The organism is Corallococcus sp. CA041A (assembly GCF_003612075.1).
GTDB classification, from domain to species: domain Bacteria; phylum Myxococcota; class Myxococcia; order Myxococcales; family Myxococcaceae; genus Corallococcus; species Corallococcus exiguus.
On record NZ_RAWF01000052.1, the window covers coordinates 1 to 2,527 of the forward strand.

The following is a 2,527-nucleotide window of genomic DNA, read 5'->3' on the forward strand; positions in this document are numbered from 1 at the left end:
GTCCGGGGCGCTGAACCACCAGGCCTCGCGCCGCCAGCCGCCGCAGCGCCTCACGGATGGTGCCCCGACACACCTCATAGCGGCGCGCCAGCTTCGCTTCGGAGCCGAATTGTCCGCTCGGGTGCAGCCGCCCCAGCGCGATATCGCGCTCGATTTGCGCCTCCACATAGGCCACGAGTCCTCGCCGTTCCATCCCCATTCCCCTTCCTCGTCCCAGCATCGCCATCCAACCACAGGGGTCTGACATGGATGCGCGAGCCCAACGGTCCGCGTCGATTGCGGGCCAGCGCGCCCCCGGGCCGCATGGGGCGAAAACCTGTCCGACAGTCGGACAGGTTTTGAGGCAACCGGCCCCGGGCGGGCGACCCTGTGCGTGCACCACATTGGCATCCGTGCGCGCATGACGTTGTGCCCACTGACGGGCTGGCGCGGCCTGGGGCCCATGCTGCGGAAACTTGTCCGACTGTCGGACAGGTTTTGAGGCAACCGGGCCCGGGCGGACGCCTCTGCCCCTGGCCTGGTGTCCGCCCCCCACGACATCGCGGCCCGCGGCTGCGCGCCGAAACGCAGCTCGTTCTGGCCCACCACTTCGGGTTGCGGCATGGGGCGACGCTCTTCTTGGGCCCTGCTGCGTGCTCCGGTGTCGGGAAGGCGGCAGGGCCAGGCACTTACGTCTGTCCGCATGGTGACCACTTCCCGCTACCCTCGCGGTCCATGACCTCCGCTTGCGTCCCTGGCTCCCCGTTGCGGGTGGGCCTCCTTGGCTATGGCCTGTCCGGCTCGCGCTTCCATGGACCCCTCATCGCCGCGGAGCCCGCGTTCACCCTGGCTGCCGTGGCGTCCAGCCGCGCTGACGCCGTGGCCCGCGACTGGCCAGGTGTCCGCACCGGCACCGTGGAGTCGCTGCTGGCGGATCCAGACCTGGACGTGATCGTCGTGTGCACACCCAATGACTCGCATGCGTCGCTCGCGGGACAGGCGCTTCGCTCGGGCAAGCATGTGGTGGTGGAGAAGCCCTTCGCTCTGGACGCGGACGAGGCGATGCGGCTGGACGCGCTCGCGAAGGAGCGCGGGCTTTGCCTCACCGTGTTCCACAACCGGCGCTGGGACGGCGACTTCCTCACCGTGCGCCAGTTGCTGGAGCAGGGACGGCTGGGGACGCTCTATAGCCTGGAGAGCCACTTCGACCGCTTCCGGCCCCAGGTGAAGGATCGATGGAAGGAGCAGGACGTGCCCGGCGGCGGGACGCTTTGGGACCTGGGCTCGCACCTCATCGACCAGGCAGTGCAGCTCTTCGGCCTGCCAGAGTCGGTGGCCGCGGACCTGGGCCGGCAACGTCCGGGCGCGAAGGGCACGGATTGGTTCCACCTGGTGCTGCGTTACGGCTCGCTGCGCGTACTGCTGCACTCCGGTTCCGTGGTGCACGCGCCGTGGCCCCGCTTCGTGTTGCAGGGCGACCGGGATGCGTACGTGAAGCATGCGCTGGATCCGCAGGAGGGACAGCTCGAAGCGGGCCTGCGTCCCGGCCATCCGGACTTTGGCCGCGAACCCGCGGAGCGCCACGGCCGGTTGCTGGCCTCGGGGGAAACCGTCGCCACTGTCCCTGGTGCGTATGGCCAGTTCTACCAGCAACTCGGCGCCGCCATCCTCCACGGCGCGCCCGTGCCCGTGACGGCGCTGAGCGCGAGCGAGACAGTGCGTGTCATCCAGGCCGCGATCCAAAGCGACCTCGAAGGCCGCCGCATTCCGCTGCCTCCTCGCGACTGAAAATCAGAGCGTCTTCTCCAACACCAGGAACGTGGGCGACGCGTAGCCCGCGTGCGTTCCATGGGAATGGAAGACGTAGCCCTGGCGCGCGTACCACGCATGGTGCGACGTGAGAGCGAGCCGCACCGACAGCCGCACGCGCGTCTGGCCCAACGCGCGCGCTCGGGACTCCACTGCGTCCATGAGGCGCAGCGACATGCCCTGGCCCCGGTGTGATGGCAGCACCGCGAGCCGGTCCAGGTACACGTGGTCCACCTTCGGGTGGAAGAACACGCAGCCGAAGAAGATGCCGTCCGCCTCCGCGACGAAGGCGCCGCCGTCCGACAGTTCACGCCGCACCACGGCCTCCGTCTTGTCGTGCGCGCTGGAGGGCGGATCCAGGCGGCCGCGGTATTCCTCGAAGGCGTCGCGCAGCACCTGGGTGATCCGCTCGGCGTCGGCAGGCACGGCTTCGCGGATCCGGAAGGGCTCGGGCATTCCCGAAGTCTAGTGGAAACGGCAGGCGCGGGCGTTTCACCACCACGGTGAAACACCGCTGAAACATGTCACCAGAGACCGGGCGTGGAGCGGAATTCCCGCTCGGTCTCCAGCGCCCGCATGGCCTCGCTCCCGAGCGGGCTGACAGCCAGGCCCGCTCGACCAAATCGCTGCGGCCGTGTCGGAGTGCCTGTCTACTATCCCGCGCGCTCGCGAGTCCGGGAACCCGTCACATCTCCTTCCCGAGCGTTCGCAAGCCCCCCTCCCAAGGAGTCTCTGGCCC

The 2,527-nt window shown here is 69.2% G+C and carries 3 protein-coding genes; 1 reads left to right on the forward strand and 2 read right to left on the reverse strand.

Annotated features, from left to right (window positions below; all coding sequences use genetic code 11):
* A partial coding sequence (locus D7V77_RS11870) for a FadR/GntR family transcriptional regulator (RefSeq protein WP_120576391.1) occupies positions 1-199 on the reverse strand: 199 nt, incomplete at its 3' end.
* A gap of 551 nt (positions 200-750) precedes the next feature.
* Here D7V77_RS11870 and D7V77_RS11875 point away from each other — a divergent pair.
* Positions 751-1,767: an oxidoreductase gene (locus D7V77_RS11875; protein WP_233596862.1), complete on the forward strand. Its 1,017-nt coding sequence runs from the start codon at positions 751-753 to the stop codon at positions 1,765-1,767.
* Between the two features lie 3 nt (positions 1,768-1,770).
* Here D7V77_RS11875 and D7V77_RS11880 read toward each other — a convergent pair whose 3' ends face one another.
* Positions 1,771-2,244: a GNAT family N-acetyltransferase gene (locus D7V77_RS11880; protein ID WP_120576384.1), complete on the reverse strand. Its 474-nt coding sequence runs from the start codon at positions 2,242-2,244 to the stop codon at positions 1,771-1,773.
* Positions 2,245-2,527: the final 283 nt, after the last annotated feature.

Excerpts from the sequence above, each read along its gene's own strand:
- D7V77_RS11880 (WP_120576384.1), bottom strand. The coding sequence starts at position 2,244 with ATGCCCGAGCCCTTCCGGATCCGCGAAGCCGTGCCTGCCGACGCCGAG.